This is a genomic window from Streptococcus sp. DAT741, from assembly GCF_009866825.1.
GTDB classification, from domain to species: Bacteria; Bacillota; Bacilli; order Lactobacillales; family Streptococcaceae; genus Streptococcus; species Streptococcus ruminantium.
Map to the genome: position 1 here is coordinate 626,790 of NZ_CP019557.1, position 17,907 is coordinate 644,696.

General features: G+C 40.1%; 9 protein-coding genes and 1 pseudogene. 7 read left to right on the forward strand and 3 right to left on the reverse strand.

The window, feature by feature from the left end:
• Positions 1 to 41 precede the first annotated feature (41 nt).
• Positions 42 to 1,298 (reverse strand): annotated as a pseudogene (locus tag BZG42_RS03110) (ISL3 family transposase).
• Positions 1,299 to 1,546: 248 nt separating this feature from the next.
• Here BZG42_RS03110 and BZG42_RS03115 point away from each other — a divergent pair.
• The 5 genes from BZG42_RS03115 (at position 1,547) to BZG42_RS03135 (ending at position 5,873) form a co-directional block, all read left to right on the forward strand.
• Positions 1,547 to 1,927: an OsmC family protein gene (locus BZG42_RS03115; protein WP_155973819.1), complete on the forward strand. Its 381-nt coding sequence runs from the start codon at positions 1,547 to 1,549 to the stop codon at positions 1,925 to 1,927.
• 1 nt (position 1,928) lies between these two features.
• On the forward strand, positions 1,929 to 2,993 hold the full coding sequence (locus BZG42_RS03120) for an ABC transporter permease (protein WP_024532075.1): 1,065 nt from the start codon (positions 1,929 to 1,931) through the stop codon (positions 2,991 to 2,993).
• Between the two features lie 10 nt (positions 2,994 to 3,003).
• Positions 3,004 to 3,672 (forward strand): ABC transporter ATP-binding protein, encoded by a 669-nt coding sequence (locus BZG42_RS03125; protein ID WP_120171461.1) that lies wholly within the window; start codon positions 3,004 to 3,006, stop codon positions 3,670 to 3,672.
• 60 nt (positions 3,673 to 3,732) lie between these two features.
• Positions 3,733 to 5,094 carry a UDP-N-acetylmuramoyl-tripeptide--D-alanyl-D-alanine ligase gene (locus tag BZG42_RS03130; RefSeq protein WP_155995711.1) on the forward strand — a complete coding sequence of 454 codons (1,362 nt, stop codon included), beginning with the start codon at positions 3,733 to 3,735 and terminating at the stop codon, positions 5,092 to 5,094.
• 185 nt (positions 5,095 to 5,279) lie between these two features.
• A complete protein-coding gene (locus BZG42_RS03135) occupies positions 5,280 to 5,873 on the forward strand; it encodes a YwaF family protein (protein WP_231996461.1) in 594 nt (197 codons plus the stop codon).
• Positions 5,874 to 6,116: 243 nt separating this feature from the next.
• Here the strand turns inward: BZG42_RS03135 and BZG42_RS03140 are convergent, their stop codons facing one another.
• Entirely contained in the window at positions 6,117 to 8,456 is a 2,340-nt protein-coding gene (locus BZG42_RS03140) for a cation-translocating P-type ATPase (RefSeq protein ID WP_155995709.1), read from the reverse strand.
• A gap of 236 nt (positions 8,457 to 8,692) precedes the next feature.
• On the opposite strand from BZG42_RS03140, the gene BZG42_RS03145 reads away from it, so the two are divergent.
• Positions 8,693 to 10,237: a peptide chain release factor 3 gene (locus tag BZG42_RS03145; protein WP_120171465.1), complete on the forward strand. Its 1,545-nt coding sequence runs from the start codon at positions 8,693 to 8,695 to the stop codon at positions 10,235 to 10,237.
• Positions 10,238 to 10,575: 338 nt separating this feature from the next.
• Here the strand turns inward: BZG42_RS03145 and BZG42_RS03150 are convergent, their stop codons facing one another.
• On the reverse strand, positions 10,576 to 14,907 hold the full coding sequence (locus tag BZG42_RS03150) for a Cna B-type domain-containing protein (RefSeq protein ID WP_159780088.1): 4,332 nt from the start codon (positions 14,905 to 14,907) through the stop codon (positions 10,576 to 10,578).
• A gap of 374 nt (positions 14,908 to 15,281) precedes the next feature.
• Here BZG42_RS03150 and BZG42_RS03155 point away from each other — a divergent pair, with 374 nt between their 5' ends.
• Complete coding sequence (locus BZG42_RS03155) at positions 15,282 to 17,831, forward strand: pneumococcal-type histidine triad protein (RefSeq protein WP_120171467.1); 2,550 nt, start codon at positions 15,282 to 15,284, stop codon at positions 17,829 to 17,831.
• Positions 17,832 to 17,907: the final 76 nt, after the last annotated feature.

The following is a 17,907-nucleotide window of genomic DNA, read 5'->3' on the forward strand; positions in this document are numbered from 1 at the left end:
AAATAAAGGGCTAATTGTCAACTGTAGTGGGTGACTTATAGCTAAGCGCGAGAGGAGACGAACTTCGTCTTCTCATTTTTGATGTTCAAAGCGATTAAGATACGTTTCTTGAACTTGTCAAAGTTCTTGTAACCAAAGGCATTGCGCTTGATGTCTTTGATGAGTTTGTTAGTGGCCTCAATTTTAGCGTTAGAGTAAGGCAATTCAATGGCGTTAGTGATGTAGTTTTTATAGCGAATAAATGTGCTCAAAGCGGTTTTAAAGGTGCGATTGAGATGAGGTAAAGCGTCTTGAATTAAGCCCCAAAACTGCTTAGTATTCTTCTCTTGCAGGTGGAAAAGGAGTAACTGGTACAGGTCATAATAAGATTTTAACTCAGGGACCAGTTTGAACATCTTATTGAGACATTCTCTAGGCGTTAGAGTCTCTCTAAAAGTTCTAGAGTAGAAAGCCTTAGGAGATAGTTTCCGACTATCTTTTTGAATAAGTCTCCAGTAGTACTTAAGAGCTCTGTATTCAAGAGATTTATCGTCAAATTGCTTCATGATTTCAATACGTGTTTGCTTGAGAGCTCTATTGATGTGCTGGACAATGTGGAAACGATCGAGGACAATTCTGGTATTTGGAAATAATTTCTTAATGAGAGGGATATAGCTCCCTGACATATCGACAGTGACGACTTTAACTTTTTTTCTAGCTTCTTTCGAGTACTTGAAGAAATGATTTCGGATGGTTGTTTGACGTCTGTCATCAAGGATGGTAATGATTTTCTTGGTGTTAAAATCCTGAGCAATAAAGGCCAGTTTTCCCTTCTGGTAGGAGAACTCATCCCAGGAAAGCACTTCTGGCAAAGTAGTGTACTCCTCTTGGAAATGAAATTGCTTGAACTTGCGATAGACAGTAGAGGTAGAGATAGCGAGCTTAGCAGCGATATGGGTAAGAGCCTCTCTGTTGAGCAATAGGTGAGCGATTTTCTGTCTCACTATTTCAGAAATTTGGCAATTTTTCTGAACAAGAGATGTTTCAGAAACAGTTACTTTTCGACAGGACTTGCACTGAAATCATCTCTTTTTCAAACGAATGAGGCTAGGGAAACCAGCAATCTCAATAAAAGGAATTTTAGAAGGTTTCTGGAAGTCGTATTTGATTTGTTTTCCTTTACAGTGTTTACATTTGGGAGGGTGATAATCAAGTGTAGCGGTGACTTCGATATGGGTATCGTGTTGAATGGCTTTATTTAAGATGATATTTTTGTCTTTAATTCCGATGAGTAATGTGGTATTATTGATGTGTTCCATAAGATACTTTCTAATGAGTTGTTTAAGCGCTTTTCATTATAAGTCTTATGGGACTTTTTTGATACTCAAAAAGCCCTATAATCTCTACAGTGGGGTTTACCCACTACAGAAATTATAGAGCCTCTTTTTGCACGTCGTAATCGAATAGCTACTTAATTTAATAGAAACCGAGATTGGAATCATTCCAATCTTTTTTCTTGCACAGTTGGATAAAAAGGAATAGAATGGAGTTTATTCTGGAGGTGTTTATGTATCAAACGATAGTAAAAGGAGAGCGATTGTTTCAAACGTCATCCCAAGGTTACGGGGATCCGATTACGACTTTTGGTGTAATAGATCAGGGAGAAACGCCAGTCAGTCTGGTCAATATCGCTCTGGCTGCCTGTGTAGCCATGTGTATCCAAGGCTACTATGCCAGTCAGGAAGGAAATAAGACTATGTCTGTCCAGGTGGAGAGTCAGTTGGAAAATCAACATTTCAGGCTAAACATTGGAATTGGTGAAGAGGTAGCACTAGAAAAGCAGAAAGAGATTCTTGCTTATATAGAGCAGAAGTGTAAGGTTAAGGCTCTTTTGAAAGAGGATGTGATGATTGAGACAAGATTTTTTGTTCTAGAAAGTGTGGAGTAAGATGTTTTTAGCAATAGAAGAAATGTGGCAGAATAAGTTACGTTATGGCTTGATTTTAGGTCTGTTGATCCTGATTTCTTATTTGGTTTTTTTCTTGACAGGTTTAGCTTATGGTCTGATGCAAGAAAATCGAGCAGCAGTGGATAAATGGCAAGCAGATTATATCTTGCTTCATCCAGATAGTAATCGCTTGATTCCTGCATCAAAGATAGATGTGGCCTTGATTAATCAAGTGAAGGGGGCTGATAAGGCTCTTATCCGCCAACAGGCTGGGGTTGCTTATGTAGATGAAAAGGCCAAGGAAAGGATCACTATTTTTGCAGTTGAGGCAGATAGTTTCATTGCTCCAAATGTTGTTGAAGGACGCTTATATGACAAAAACAGCGAAATTGTCGTAGACAAGACGCTATCAGAAGTAGATGGCTTTGGTTTAGGAGATCAAGTTTATCTATCAGGTGCTGATGAAAAAGCAACCATTGTAGGATATACAGATAATGCCTATTTTGGTGTAGCACCAGTTGTTTATATGAATTTTGCAGCTTTTTCAGAACGAATGCAAGCAGACAAACGACAGCCAACTAGCAGCAATCTTGCTAACGCTATTGTCGTTCGTGGAGAAATAAGGGATGTTCCAGATAATCTCGAAAAAATTGCGATTGCAGATTTTATTGAGAATTTACCGGGCTACAAGGCACAAAATATGACTTTCGGTTTTATGATTGGTTTCTTGATTGTTATTTCGGCTATTGTTATTGGAATTTTCATTTTTGTGTTAACAACTCAAAAATCACCGATTTTTGGTTTGATGAAAATTCAAGGTCTCTCCAATGCTTATATCTCTGGATCAGTGCTAGCTCAGACCTTCCTGTTGGCTGGCTTGGGAACAGTTACTGGGTTAGTTGGAACTTATCTATCATCTTTTATTTTGCCAAGTTCGGTGCCATTTGAAAATAACTGGCTCTTCTATACAGTGATCGGCCTGGCTTTGGTCTTGTTTGCTCTTTTAGGTGCCAGCTTTTCTGTGCGTTCTATCTTTAAGGTAGACCCATTGCAAAATCTATCTTAGGAGATTCACCATGAAAACACTTATTTTTGAAAATATTAGTAAGACCTTCCAAGACGGTAGTCAGACTATTACAGCTTTAAAGTCAACCAATTTTAGTATTGAGGAAGGCGATTTTGTTGCTATTATTGGACCATCAGGTTCTGGGAAATCTACTTTTCTAACAGTAGCTGGAGGTCTGCAAACACCATCGACAGGTCATGTCTTAATCAACCAATCAGACTATTCAGCTTTGTCTGAGAAGAAACGGGCTCAGCTTCGCTATAAGGATATTGGTTTTGTCTTACAGGCTTCAAACCTGATCCCTTTTTTGACGGTCGAAAAGCAGTTGACCTTGGTGGATAAAATCAATAAGAATGTCAATCCTAGCAAACGTCAGGAACTGCTAGCAGAATTGGGGGTTGACCACCTCAAAAATAAGTTTCCTAAGGACCTTTCAGGAGGTGAGCGACAGCGCGTGGCTATTGCACGGGCCCTTTACAATGATCCGAGCTTGATTCTGGTTGACGAGCCTACTGCTAGCTTAGACACCGAACGTGCCTATGAAGTAGTAGAACTTCTAGCCAAGGAGTCAAAAGAACGTAAGAAATCCATTATTATGGTGACGCATGATCAACGTATGATTGAAAAATGTGATAAAGTGTACGAGATGAAAGACGGTATGTTGACTCAAGTTCGGTAAAAAAGTGGTATAAGTGATATAATAGAAGGAGCGAAAGCTCTTTTGATTTTGGAGAAATACATGAAATTACATCTACACGAAATTGCTCAGGCATTGAGCGCAAAAAACGATATAAGTACCTACCCTGATAGGATTCTTAACAAGGTTGAATTTGATAGCCGCAAGATTGAAACAGGAGACCTTTTTGTTCCTCTTAAAGGTGTGCGTGACGGTCATGACTTTATTCCAGTTGCTTTTGATAATGGCTGCGCAGTTACTCTATCTGAGAAAAGCCTTGATGTTCCCCATATTCTAGTTGATGATTGCTTGGCTGCGCTACAAAAATTAGCTGCCTACTATCTAGAAAAAACAGGTGTTGAGGTCATAGCAGTCACTGGCTCAAACGGAAAAACAACGACTAAGGACATGATTCATGATGTTCTAGCAACAACTTACAAAACCTATAAGACCCAGGGCAACTACAACAATGAAATCGGCCTGCCTTATACCATCCTTCATATGCCAGATGAAACAGAGAAACTAGTTTTGGAAATGGGGCAGGATCATCTTGGCGATATTCATCTGTTATCTGAACTTGCCAAACCCAGCCTATCGGTTATCACGCTTTTTGGCGAGGCGCATTTAGAGTTCTTTGGCTCGCGCGAGCAGATTGCGCAAGGGAAATTACAGATTGCAGATGGCATGCCTGATGGAGGCGAATTGATTATTCCGGCTGATCCGGTCGCAGAAGCTCATTTACCTATCAATCAAAAAATCATCCGTTTTGGAGATGGTGCTGATCTGCAGCTAACAAGCCTAATCGAATCCAAAGATAGTTTGAGCTTTACGGTCAACTTTATCAACGGGGAGATTTTCCTTCCCGTGACGGGGAAATACAATGCAACGAATGCTATGATAGCCAGTTATGTTGGGAAGAGTTTAGGTGTGACAGAGGAAGCCATTAAATCCGCTTTGGCCAACCTCAATCTAACTCGCAATCGTACCGAGTGGAAAAAGGCAGCAAACGGTGCAGATATTCTCAGCGATGTTTACAATGCCAATCCAACAGCAATGCGCTTGATTTTGGAAACTTTTTCAACCATTCCAGCCAATGAAGGTGGTAAGAAAATTGCAGTTTTGGCGGATATGAAGGAGTTGGGACAGGAATCTGTTGCCCTCCATAATCAACTGATTTTGAGTCTGTCGCCAGATGTTTTAGATACGGTTATTTTCTACGGTCAAGATATTGAAGGCTTGGCTCAGCTAGCCAGTCAGATGTTTCCGATTGGTAAGGTTTATTTTTTCCGAAAAAATGCAGATCAGGATCAATTTGAGGATCTAGTCAGTCAAGTACAGACAGTTCTTGGTAAGCATGATCAGATTTTGCTCAAAGGCTCCAATTCGATGAATCTGGCGAAAGTGGTAGAGTTCTTAGCAGGTTAGAGAGGGATTGTCCAGTCCCTCTTCTTTTTACCCTTCTTGTCAAATGAACTAGGATTTGATATACTAAACTCAAGTTTTTGAAGGGAGTTTGATGCGTGACTGAATTTTTCACCAATCATATTTCTAAGGCACCATCTTTAAGTCTATCGGGATACCTCGCCCTTATTCTGATTTTTTTTGCCTTAATGTATCTTTCATGCTGTTTCTATCAAAAAAAGTGGTATCGTTCCTTGTTTTGGTGGCTACAGTTTTTCCAAATCGTGAGCTTGTATTCTTGGTACATAGCGGTATCTTGGCCCTTATCTGAAAGTTTACCTTTTTATCATTGTCGACTAGCGATGCTTTTTATTCTTTGGGCAAAACCAGGTCCATTGAAACGTTATTTTGCCTATCTGGGTCTCTTTGGTTCATTGGTCGCTTTTATCTACCCTGTCTTTGATCCCTTTGCTTTTCCTCATTTGACATTTTTCACCTTTGTGGTGGGGCATTATGCACTAGCTGTCAACTGTCTCCTTTACCTGCTATCTGATTCGCAAATGGAAGTCTTGGATAGGAAAGAGGTGGTAAGATATACGGTCACCATGAATACTTTTCTACTTTTTGTGAATGCACTACTTGGTGGAAATTACGGTTTCTTAAGTCATACACCTCTAGTTAATAGTCGAAATATTCCTTTGAATTTTCTATTGGTAACGGTTATATTTTGTTTTGCAATTTTGTCAGGTCAGTCTATGGTAGCCTACTTGAAGAAGAGAGACTGGTCAATCGTTCAGGACTGAGCGATTTTATGCACACCGAAGAAAGATTAGTTTGACAAAATGCATTCTGGCAGATAGCCAAACGAGCAGATTCAGTTTGAATTGCTCGTTTTTTCTTATCATGAGTGGAAATCTTATCACGATAGTCTTTAGAAAAGGACAAAAATAAAAAACACAGAAAATGTTGGCTTCCTGAATAGATCAATAGACCAAGTCAGCATTTCTGTGTTTTATTTATCAGCTAGTAATGATTCATCCCCACTTTTAGGCCTGTTTGAAAGCACCTTGTTTATAACTAATCCAGAAAAATACAGGTGTAAAGACGACCATCAATCCCAGATAGATCATCAGTGTGTAGTCACTAAGTGGACGGATTTCAACTAAATGATGGAGAAAATGTGAACCGATAAAAAAGCCGAATACAGAATAAACAATGAGAGCAAAACGTACCTTAGTGAGTGGCAAGCAGGCACGAATAACAGCTAACACTCCAGTCGACCCCAATATGTAATAAGACAGTGTTTGCATATCACTAGAAGTTAAGCCACCATAGACTTGCATCAGATGAAAAGCAAGAACGCTGATAACAACCATGAGTGCATTGGGTAAGGCTAACAAGAGAGATTTTCTAAGAAAATGTTTTTCAACAGGTCGGATATTTCGTTCAAAACTCAGGACGAAAGGAGGGAAACCTTCAACGAATTGACCGATCAAGGTCATCTGTACCTGAATAAACGGGAAGACAAGAAGGTATTCTGCTTTACCAAGTGCAATACTAGCGATACAGATAAGTCCTAGTAAGAAGGAGTAAATCGTTTTGATGAGAAAGATAGGTGCGATATGGGCAATATTATTCACCACGCGCCGTCCTTCAAAGAGAATTTCAGGAATATCGCGAAACTCGGACTCTAGCAGAACTAGATTGGCGATTTGTCTAGTTGCAGGATCTCCTTCTGCCATGACAATGGAACAATCAGCCTCACGTAGAGCTAGAATATCGTTGACCCCATCTCCTGTCATCGCTGTTGTATGTCCCTGAGCTTTGAAGGTTTGGATGAGTAATTTCTTTTGATGAGGAGAAACCCGACCAAAAATAGCGGTTGCCTCAGCCTGAGCTACTAACTCCTCGTCGCTGACCTTAGAGCAATCAATATAGCTAGCGTAATCTGTAAAGCCGGCTTCTTTAGCAATATGTGATACTGTTACAGGATTATCTCCAGAGATGATTTTTAAGGTAACCTCTTGCGAGCGTAGGTAGGCGAGTGTTTCTGCTGCATCTTCTCGAATCGGATCGGCAATTTCTAGGAGGGCAAGTGGTTCAATATCTTGAGGTAATTCTCCTTTAGTCGAGTGGAGGTTTGTCTGGCTAAGGGCTAAAATCAATACACGAGATCCACGTGTCTGAGCCTCATGAACAGCCGGAGGGTTTTCTGTTAGCAGCATCTCAGGTGCGCCAAGAAAGACTTGACCGACTCCTTCAATCATCATAGCTCCCCATTTTCTATCACTAGAAAATGGAATAAGATGACTGGCTGTATAGGAGTGTTGCAACTGTCCGTAGGCATTCCGGATAGCCTGAGCGGTAGAATTGTTATCTTCACTGGTCTGGATGTAGGCTGCTAAGATGTGCTGGATTGTATCTAGGGAATAGCGATTGGCTAAGGGAAGGAGCTTGTCAACAGTCATTTTTCCTTGGGTAATGGTTCCAGTTTTATCCAGACAGAGTACATCAACTCGAGCCAACGTTTCTACAGAATACATTTCTTGAACGAGGATATTTTTCATCCCTAGCTTAATAACGGCTGTTAGGAGCGAGGTAATTGTCAATAAGGCAATTCCTTTTGGTAACATACCTAAGAGAGCGGTTGAACTGGTGACAACAGAGTCTTTTAGTGGGAGTAACTTGATGAAAAAGGCTTCTAGGAAAAGAGCGAGTCCGAAGGGAATGATAATTTTTCCTGTAAACTTGGCAATTTTATCCATATTGTAAAGGATACGAGAAACGATAGGTTTGTGGGTCTTCGCTTCTAGCATGAGTTTATTGGCGTAGTTATCTGCACCGACATGAGTTACTTGAGCATAAACCTGCCCACTGACTAGGTAGCTACCGGATAATAATTCGGTTCCTTGATTTTTTAGGATCAGATCGCTTTCTCCAGTTAGCATTGCTTCATTGGCTTCGGCAGTTCCTTGAATGACTAGAGCATCACTAGGCACTTGCTCCCCAGCAGATAGCAGGAGAAGATCATCTAAGACAATGTCTTCGGGATCTATGGAAACTATTTGTCCATCCCGTACTACTCGCACTAAATCTTTATTCATAAGATTGAGTTTGTCAATCATTCGTCGGGCACGCCATTCTGTTAAAATGCCTGAAAAGGCATTGAGGACGATAACCCCGAAAAAGAAGAGATTGGACCAAGCTTGAACAGCTAGTAGTGCCAAAAAAATAGCAAAGTTTAAGGCATTAAAGGATGTAAAGACATTTCTTCTAAATATTTCCCAGTTACTGGCGCTACTTTTGGTTTTAAAGTGATTGGTTTGCCGAGCCTGGATACGTTCTTGTACTTCTTTGTTTGATAAACCTTTTATATGCTTATTCATGATTCTCTAACTTTCCTTTTCTAAATACATGAAATGAATCTCTCATTTCTATTGTAGCATATTTATAATACAATAGCATAGTTCTTGGGACTGATTCTTCAATTGTTTGAAAAATTCCTTTATTTCCGATATAATAAGAAAGTTGTAGGAGTGGTCCTCTTTCTTTCCTTTCAAGATATGCGAAAGAGGAATTCCTTCTGCTAGAGATAAAAATGAAGAGTTTATAAGGAAAAGCAATGTCATTACAAGAAGAAATTAAAAAACGCCGCACTTTTGCCATTATTTCCCACCCGGATGCAGGTAAGACGACTATTACAGAGCAGTTGCTTTATTTTGGTGGTGAGATTCGTGAGGCAGGTACGGTTAAAGGTAAGAAAACAGGGAATTTTGCCAAATCTGACTGGATGGATATAGAGAAACAACGTGGGATTTCGGTGACATCGTCTGTCATGCAATTTGACTATGCAGGTAAGCGAGTCAATATCCTTGATACTCCGGGGCATGAGGATTTTTCGGAAGATACCTATCGGACCTTGATGGCGGTGGATGCGGCTGTTATGGTGGTAGATTCTGCCAAGGGGATTGAGGCTCAGACTAAAAAGCTTTTTGAGGTTGTTAAGCATCGCAATATTCCAGTCTTTACCTTTATAAATAAGTTGGATCGTGATGGTCGTGAGCCGTTGGAATTACTAGAAGAATTGGAAGAAGTCTTGGGCATTGCTAGCTATCCAATGAACTGGCCGATTGGTATGGGAAAATCCTTTGAAGGTCTCTATGATCTCCACAATCAACGTTTAGAACTCTATCGCAGTAAAGAGCGTTTTGCTAGCTTGGAGGAAGGGGATAGGCTGTTTGGGAATAACCCTTTTTACGCACAGGTATTAGAAGATATTGAGCTGCTATTAGAGGCTGGAAATGAGTTTTCAGAGAAAGCGATTTTAGCAGGTGATTTGACACCGGTATTTTTCGGATCAGCTTTGACCAACTTCGGTGTACAGACTTTTCTTGATACTTTCTTGGAATTTGCTCCAGAACCACATGGGCATAAGACAACAGATGGAGATGTTATTGATCCACTCAATAAAGATTTTTCAGGTTTTGTTTTCAAAATTCAAGCCAACATGGATCCTCGCCACCGTGATCGGATTGCGTTTGTTCGTGTAGTATCAGGCGAATTTGAACGTGGGATGGCAGTCAATCTTCCTCGTACAGGCAAGGGAGCTAAGCTGTCAAATGTGACTCAATTTATGGCCGAGTCACGTGAGAATGTGGAAAATGCAGTAGCGGGTGATATTATTGGTGTCTACGATACAGGTACCTATCAGGTTGGCGATACCTTGACTGTTGGTAAAAATAAGTTTGAATTTGAACCACTACCAACCTTTACTCCAGAGATCTTTATGAAGGTAGCTGCTAAGAATGTGATGAAGCAAAAATCCTTCCACAAAGGGATTGAGCAATTGGTCCAAGAGGGAGCTATCCAGCTCTACAAGAACTACCAGACTGGCGAGTATATGCTAGGAGCTGTTGGCCAACTCCAGTTTGAAGTCTTCAAACACCGTATGGAAGGGGAATACAACGCAGAAGTTGTTATGACACCGATGGGGAAAAAGACGGTTCGTTGGATTAGACCTGAAGATTTGGATGAACGGATGTCCTCAAGTCGCAATATCCTTGCGCGTGATCGGTTTGATCAACCAGTTTTCCTCTTTGAAAATGATTTTGCCCTTCGTTGGTTTGCGGACAAGTACCCCGATGTTGCGTTGGAAGAGAAGATGTAGTAAATATCTGAGACTTTTTACTAGTTGGAGATATGGAAAGTCGTAGAGTGTCAACCTTAAATATAAAAAGTGAACATACTGGGATTTGTTTGATAAACATGCCAATATGTTCACTTTTTAGTTCATTTAATGAGCTAATCAAGATGATAATAGGGGACTTTTAAACACTGAAAATCTTTTTGTACCGATATTTCAACTTCAAGCAGGGTGAGTTAACGGAGTAATAAAAGGTAAAATGCAAATACCACAAAAGCCCATTAGAGTAAATCTAAGGGCTTTTGTCTATCTCAAGAGAGTATTATTCTCTCAAGTTGTTTTGTTTATGAAAGTTGTTATGCCTATTTCCTCTTTCGGTAAATCGCTTGAGCACTGATAGTCGCGGCAAGTGCTAGTCCGACAAACGTCAGTCCTAGTCCGCTGAGACTTCCTGTTGATGGCAGTGGAGTCGATTTTTTCTTCTTAGGAGGAGTGGTTGGCTTGTAGGTGTTGGTAATGGTGACATTTCCGTTTTCAACTTTTCCTACAGATGCTGTGTATCCATCAACCACTGAAACCTCTTTGACCGTATAGACAATATCTTTCTGGTTTGCTTTCTTGTCAAGTCCTGTCCAAGTATGCGTCCACTTGTTATCAGCAGTCAGGGTTACAGGTTCGCCCAACTTTTCACCGTTGGCATAGAGTTGAACTTGGATAGCTTCAGGACGTTTACCGTCTTGATTATTGTTATCCTTCCAGACCTTGGTAACAGTGAGACTCGTCTGACCAGGTGTGTAACTGTTGGTAATGTTGTGACCATCAATGGTTGTTGTATAGTTATCAACGGCATTCTCAGTTACAGTGTAGACGATTTCCTTCCCGTTAGCGTACTTCGGTAGGTTAGTAAAGGTATAAGTCCAATTCGTATCGGCAGAGACTTTCTGACTTTGAACGACTTCACCGTTAGCCAAGAGGTTTACGGTAATAGATTTCGGACGTTTACCGTCTTGGTCGTTGTTGTCATTCCAGGTCTTAGCACCTGAAACTTCCGTTGTTTCTGGAGTGTGGGTGTTAGTGATGGTGGTTCCTTCTACAGATGAGGTATACCCGTTTGGTGTGTTCGCCTCTTCCACAGTGTAGGTAATTTTCTTGCCATTTTTGTATTCAGGCAAGTCTGTGAATGTGTAGTTCCAATCACCGTTGGCATCTGGTTTGATGGTTGTTGTAGAAACTACCTGACCATCTGCCAGAAGGTTGACGATAATAGAAGTTGGGCGTAGACCATCTTGGTTGTCCTTATCTTTCCACACCTTGTTTACCTTGACAGAGGTTGTACTTGGTGTGTAACTGTTTGTGATATTGTAGCCATCCACCTTCATCTCATACCCGTCTACTTTTTCTTCTGAAACAGTGTAGACGATTTCCTTCCCGTTAGCGTACTTCGGTAGGTCGGTGAAGGTATACTTCCAGTCGTTTTCAGCAGTGACTTGTTGGCTCTTGATGACCTTACCATCCGCCAAGAGGTTTACGGTAATAGATTTCGGACGTTTACCGTCTTGGTCATTGTTGTCATTCCAGGTCTTAGCACCTGCAACTTGCGTTGTTTCTGGAGTATGGGTATTGGTGATGTTGGTTCCTTCCACCTTCATCTCATACCCGTCTACTTTTTCTTCTGAAACAGTGTAGACGATTTCCTTCCCGTTAGCGTATTTCGGTAGGTTAGTAAAGGTATAGGTCCAATTCGTATCGGCAGAGACTTTCTGACTTTGAACGACCTCACCGTTAGCCAAGAGGTTGACGGTGATAGATTTCGGACGTTTACCGTCTTGGTCATTGTTGTCATTCCAGGTCTTAGCACCTGCAACTTGCGTTGTTTCTGGAGTATGGGTGTTGGTGATGGTAAAGTTATTGGTTGATGTTTGAGTTACTTTTGAAGTATAGCCATCAATAGCAGAGACTTCTTTGATGGTGTAGACGATGTCCTTTTTGTTTGCTTTCTTGGCAAGCCCTGTCCAGGTTGCTTTCCAGTTGTTCTCTTCAGAAAGGGTTTGAACCTGTCCAGTGGCAACACCGTCTGCGTAGAGTTCTAGTTTGATTTCCCTGCGCAGTCCGTCTTGGTTGTTGTTGTCTTCCCAAACTTTTGTGGCAGTGACACTTGTTTCTCCCGGTGTGTAGCTGTTAGTGATATTGTAGCCATCATAGGTTGTAGTGTAATCTGCGACTGCTTTTTCACTAATCGTGTAGGTAATGGCAGCTCCATTTTTCTTAGCAGGTAGGTTTGAGAACTTGTAAGCCCAGTTGTCGTCTGCGGTGACGATTTTGCTTGCGACCGGTTGACCGTCTGCCAAGAGGTTTACGGTAATGGATTTTGGACGTTTACCATCTTGGTCGTTGTTATCGTTCCAAGTCTTGGTACCTGCAACTTCTGTTGTTTCTGGAGTATGGGTGTTGGTGATGGTAGTTCCTTCTACCGTTGTTTCGTATCCCTCTACCTTTTCTTCTGAAACGGTGTAAGTGATTTTCTTGCCATTTTTGTATTCAGGCAAGTCTGTGAAGGTGTGGCTCCAATCGCCATCAGCATTTGGTGTGATCGTTTCCGTCTTAACAACTTCACCATCCGCCAAGAGGTTGACGGTAATGGAAGTTGGGCGCAGACCATCTTGGTTGTCCTTATCTTTCCAGACCTTGTTTACCTTGATAGAGGTTGTACTTGGTTTATAGGTATTGGTAATGGTGACATTTCCATTTTCAACAGTTCCTACAGTAGTGGTGTATCCCTCTACTTTTGAGACTTCTTTGACGGTGTAGACGATGTCTTTTTTGTTTGCCTTCTTAGCAAGTCCTGTCCAAGTGTGTGTCCATTTGTTGGCTGCTGTTAGTGTCACGACCTCGCCAGATTTCTGGTCGTTAGCATAGAGTTGAACTTGGATAGCTTCAGGCCGTTTACCGTCTTGATTGTCCTTGTCATCCCAAGCCTTGGTTACTGTGAGGCTAGTTTGACCAGGTGTGTAACTATTGGTGATATTGTACTTATCGTAGGTTGTGGTGTAGCCTTCAACAGCGTTTTCTGTCACAGTATAGACGATTTCTTTTCCGTTAGCGTACTTCGGTAGGTCGGTGAAGGTATACTTCCAGTCGTTTTCAGCAGTGACTTGTTGGCTCTTGATGACCTTACCATCAGCCAAGAGGTTTACGGTGATAGATTGTGGTCGTTTACCGTCTTGGTCGTTGTTGTCTACCCATTTTTTTGCAACAGGAATAGATAGTTTTTCCCTAGTATTTTTGATGGTACGAATGATACCGCTTTCGCCCAAAACCACTTCAATTGGAGTAGGGTCTAAAACATATCCTCTAGGTGCTTTAATCTCCACAATTTTAAACTTACCCTTAGCAGCTTCCGTGGCTGAGTACACTTTCGATTGACCAACGCCATCTTCTCCAATTGTGACAATCTCTTTTTCTCCACTTGGTGATGTGATTTCGAATTCTGCTCCATTAAGCAAATTACCTGTTTCAGCATCTTGTTTATATAGTGTGATACGATAGCCTGTTTCTAGCTGAATAGTACCACCTGTTGTAATTTTTGTGGAACGTGTCACACGATTTACGGTCGTTGTTCTTTCTGTACTAGTGGTTAAAACTTTTTCTCCACCAATCATTGATAATTCATTAATAACATTTGTTCCGTTTGCAGGAGAAGTGGTAGAGTAATAAACATTGTAGGCTGATGGCTTGCCATTAGATGCTAAGCGAGCGGAAGTGTTTAGTAGTTTTAACTCAAAGGTAGTATAAGCACTATTATATTCTATAACGTAATCTTCCCCTACTTTCAACTCCTGTTGATCTGTTAGGTTAAGATTCGAATTAAAATAGCCTGCATAGACCTTTAACTTCTCAGGAATGTACTGCATAGGAGCGGAATCATCTGGAATAACATCTTTAAGACTAATGGAATCATAAGTAGATTGGTTCGTATTTATTCGTAAACTCCAGTTATGAATGTATTCTCCACTTTTATTTAGAATCTCAGAACTCCAAGACTCTTTTGTCATAACGCCACGGAATTTCACAAAGTTCTCTTTTTTGATACCTTCGGTGTAATTTGATGAGCTTCGTTCTTTTATAGAGATACTATGCGTTATTTCTTTTGTAGTTTCTGCCTTTTGGTAAGTCAGTGTTTCACTTTCAGAGGCTTTAGTTACCTTGAATTCGGTATAAAAAGTTCCTTTTACACCTTGAATTTGACTTCCTCCCTTTTTGGTAAGATAATTTTCTAAGTTTTTTAGAGTAACGGTAACCGTCCCTCCTTGACTTTCTCCATTTGATGTAACAACAGCTGTCCCTACATCTACGTTTGTTTCCTTATCTCTTAAGTCGAAACTAGTATTTTCAACTGTAACTGGAGCTGGGATAGTAAATGTAAAATAATCTCCGTCCTTCAGCTTTCCATCATACTGAGATAAATCAAAAGTGGTTTCAAACCGATACCTATTATCCCTAACCAAAGTATGGATGCCTGCACCATTTGGTTGTAGGGTTTCTCCGTTATCAACATCCCATAATGAAATGTCTGTAATAACCTTGCTTAGTTCATTCCCGCCAACCGAATGAACAACTTGCCATGGTGTTAGTAATCCTACAAGCAAGACTACTGGAGTAAACAGTAATAGGAAATAATTTCTAATTTTTTTCATATCAGAAACTCCATTCTACATAATATTGAATGCTTAAATGTCCTAGTTTGATGAGAAAAAAATATCTCTCTATTTTTTTCTAGGTCATTACTTTTTTTTTTTAGCATTTACGATAAAATTTTACCACTTAAACTACAGGAAGTTAAGAACAATCGGTTGACACTGTGTGGACTTACTTTTTAGGGTTTTTAATCTTTAAAATGAGAGCCTCTTCTATATTTTTTATTGATTTAACTTATTTTTTAAGCAAAAAGAAAGACAAATATAAAGTTGTTATTTGGATGCGTAAGAAATTTTTATATTTTTCCTTGCCAAAAAGTTAAATAAACGATATACTAGTTAAATGTTAACTAGTTAATAAAAAGGAGAAATTGATGCAAAAGAAAACAACTCTGTTTGCTCTAACAGGTATTATCTTATCTTGCCACCTTTGTTTGGCAGCATGTCAGAAGGAGCAGAAACCAGCAAGTCCTCAGCAGGAGATGCAAAGTAGTGTAGTTGACGAAAAAATGGTCGTTGTCTCTGAGATTAAAGCTACTGGCTATATGCGTTTACATGGTGAGGAATCTTATTTTGTAGAGGGAGCTATTCCTTACACAGCATATTTTCTAAAGGACACTCTAGCTCCATCCAGCTACAAGTTTGATAAAAAAGATGTCCAATACCAGTTGGAAAATGGGTATATAGTCAAAATAAAAGACAATTACTTCTACTATCCCAATAAGAAAGATGCGAACGTTATCTCACTTACGGAAGCTAAGAAAATCACGAAAAACCAAAAGAAACCTGCTAAGCAGCAAGAAAAAGGCGTTGCAGGTGTTCATTTTCCGACAGATGATGGTTTCTTATTTGAAAATGAGAAACAAATTCTCTCCAGAACCTCTGATGGTTTGGTCTTAGAACACAATGGACATTCTCACTTTATCTTTTACAAAGATTTGAAAGAAAGTAAATGGGCATACCTAGTTCCTAAGGATAATGTAGATAAGAGTCAACCTGCTTCACAATCAAGCGAGAAAAAAGTAAATATTGTTCATTCTTTGGATGATGGCTATGTTTTTGATCCGAAGGATATTGTGGCTGAGGATGCGAATGGGTATACGGTACGACATGGTGATCACTATCACTATATCTGGAAATCTAGTTTGCAGAGGGGGAATCAACAGGCACGGACAGGGCATGCAGAGACCAGCCCACTTATAAATATCCCACAGGCCTCTCCTATCTATAGACCGAATATTGTAGAGCCTAGATTTGATGAGGAAGCAGGTGGAAGTTCAACTACTCCTACTAACAAGAAGCGTTTCCCAGGTGTTGACTATCCGACAAGTGATGGTTTCCTCTTTGATGGTAATCATGTACAAGGGACATCAGAATTAGGACTTATCGTTGGTCATGGTACCCACACCCACCTCATTCCGTATGCTCATCTAATCGCTAGTCCTTGGGAATCTTATATCCCAGCAGCTTATTTAGAGAAAGCTAGAGCAGAGTATCTGGCTCATTCTTCTGGTCAAGATGAATCAAAAAAACCGCAAGAAGATAAGAAGCCAGAAGTACCTTCTGAAGACGAAGCACTAGCAGCTAAAAAAGCCTATTTGGCAGAGAGCTTGCACGTGTCGCCAGAAGCTATCAAGGTGATTCAAACAGATGCAGGACCAGCTTTTGTCTATCCGCATGGAGATCATTCTCATACAATTTTAGTTGAAAAGGTAGAAATCGGTAAGCCAATCGAAGATCCTCATGGAGATCCTCATGCTCACCAAAAAGTTGGTAAGGCTACTCTCAAACAGTTGGGATTTGATGATGAGGTGATTGAGGATATTCTACACGCTACGGCTGACACACCTTTCCCAGCAGATGAGACAGATCCTGAAAAAATGAAAGAATGGCTCAAGACGGTTAAACACCTCAATATTGGCCAGCGAAAAGACCCTCTCAAGAGACCTGGTTTACATTTGATGCCAAATATTGAAGTCTTGGGAATTGGTTTTACACCGGTTAATGATGTAACACCAGTCCTTCAGTTTAAGAAATTGAAACAATTGTGGATGACTGGTACAGGCATCAAAGATTATTCGTTCTTGAAACAAATTCCAACTTTGGAAGGGATTGATATATCGCAAAATGAAATCTCTGATTTGAGTTTCTTGAAAGACTATCCTCATTTGAAAGTTGTATCGGCGGCAGGAAATGGCATTAAAGATATCAGTACACTAGCAACATTAAAAACATTAGAATCCTTAAACTTGGATCATAACGAGGTTTCAGATTTATCTCCGCTGTCAGATTTGTCTTATTTAACAGCTATCAGTCTTGACAATAACCGACTTTCAGACCTATCAGCGCTTCAGAACAAGAAGAACTTGACTCGTTTGTATTTGTCCAAGAACCCTGATTTAAATCTTTCAACCTTGAAGACTGAAAATCTGGAAGAACTGACAGCCAATGAGAGCAATGTCAAGGATGTTCAGTTCTTGAAAAATAATCCAAATCTAACCAATGTAACCCTGAAAGACAATAAGATTTCCAATCTAAAGGGAGTTGAAGGAGCTAAGAAGTTAGTAAACCTAGATGTTGAAAATAACCAAATAGACTCTCTGAAAATAGATGACAAGCAAGAATCTGTTGCGCATCTGAATGTTTCTGGTAATAAATTGAAGAATTTGGAAGGAATCAATGACTATAAAGCTTTAGAGAACATAAATGCTTCCAAAAATGAGATTGAAACTCTAGCTATTGAGAAGCCAAATACCACTCTAAAAACAATTGATGTCAGTGAGAACCATATTCCTAAAGAAGAATTGAAGTTTAACGAGAAAAATATACCAGTCGCTATTGCAGAACACTTCCCAGCTGTCGAAGGCGGAAGTATCGAAAATAATCATCCAAAAGATAAAGTTGTTGAAAAAGCTGCGGAGTAAGGTTGAGTGATCATAATCATTTAAATCTTGAGAAAAATTCAGACATTTTCGGATAAGTGAGTCCACTTTTATGCTA

Bases quoted from the DNA above. Each gene is read 5' to 3' on its own strand.
- BZG42_RS03115 (WP_155973819.1), top strand. From the start codon at position 1,547: ATGTATCAAACGATAGTAAAAGGAGAGCGATTGTTTCAAACGTCATCC.
- BZG42_RS03120 (WP_024532075.1), top strand. From the start codon at position 1,929: ATGTTTTTAGCAATAGAAGAAATGTGGCAGAATAAGTTACGTTATGGC.
- BZG42_RS03125 (WP_120171461.1), top strand. From the start codon at position 3,004: ATGAAAACACTTATTTTTGAAAATATTAGTAAGACCTTCCAAGACGGT.
- BZG42_RS03130 (WP_155995711.1), top strand. From the start codon at position 3,733: ATGAAATTACATCTACACGAAATTGCTCAGGCATTGAGCGCAAAAAAC.
- BZG42_RS03135 (WP_231996461.1), top strand. From the start codon at position 5,280: ATGTATCTTTCATGCTGTTTCTATCAAAAAAAGTGGTATCGTTCCTTG.
- BZG42_RS03140 (WP_155995709.1), bottom strand. From the start codon at position 8,456: ATGAATAAGCATATAAAAGGTTTATCAAACAAAGAAGTACAAGAACGT.
- BZG42_RS03145 (WP_120171465.1), top strand. From the start codon at position 8,693: ATGTCATTACAAGAAGAAATTAAAAAACGCCGCACTTTTGCCATTATT.
- BZG42_RS03150 (WP_159780088.1), bottom strand. From the start codon at position 14,907: ATGAAAAAAATTAGAAATTATTTCCTATTACTGTTTACTCCAGTAGTC.
- BZG42_RS03155 (WP_120171467.1), top strand. From the start codon at position 15,282: ATGCAAAAGAAAACAACTCTGTTTGCTCTAACAGGTATTATCTTATCT.